The 680-nt window shown below is 37.5% G+C and carries 1 pseudogene; it reads right to left on the minus strand.

The window, feature by feature from the left end:
• Positions 1 to 542 (minus strand): annotated as a pseudogene (locus H5158_RS22710) (hypothetical protein); the annotation flags it as partial.
• Between the last annotated feature and the right edge of the window lie 138 nt (positions 543 to 680).

Genomic DNA, 680 nt, shown 5'->3' on the forward strand with positions numbered 1-680 from the left:
TAATTCATTACACCCGGCGCGCCCATTTTCGAGGTTAGCCTGCAAACAATCTCTTCCCATTTAAAGCAACAGTTACCTAAGTCATCTCGTTGTTCACAACCGGGTATATCAAAAGTAAACCCGACCGTTTGGTTTTGCCTGTCAAGATACATCATCTTATCAGGTATATACCTAGCCGTTATTGGTAGTAAATTTAAGAAGAATAAGTTCCAGCAAAAGGTAAGGACTACAAGCCACCAAGGAAATGGCTCTTCAGAATACGTTGCGACAACACTGGCAATTAGTAATAGTAAACTCAATACAGCACCAATGGCCATTGGGCCGAATAATATGGCTTTTATAGGGTTATTGCCACAAGGCGCTATTTTATATTGCTCTTTTTTATTCGCGTAAATGCGCCTATCTTGATTTAGCCAACGTCGGAAAAAACATAATCCTCTAAATTCGCTTCCTTCATTTATTATTCGGTGCGCTTCAAAAAAACGATTAAACTTCGTTTTCTTTTGCATGATTCCAACACCAAAGTAATTATTCTTTTGCATCAGGTTCCTTTGCTTTAATAAACCTAGGCAGCATACACCACCTAGGTTTGAATTCCTTTTCTGATTGTTAAAGAGCGTTTGGCCTGTAAATCTATTTTTAAATAACTTTAATCACAAAAGTAAAATATTGAGCTCGTA

The sequence above is a fragment of the Pseudoalteromonas sp. SR45-6 genome, from assembly GCF_014163545.1.
In the GTDB taxonomy this organism is placed as follows: domain Bacteria; phylum Pseudomonadota; class Gammaproteobacteria; order Enterobacterales; family Alteromonadaceae; genus Pseudoalteromonas; species Pseudoalteromonas rhizosphaerae.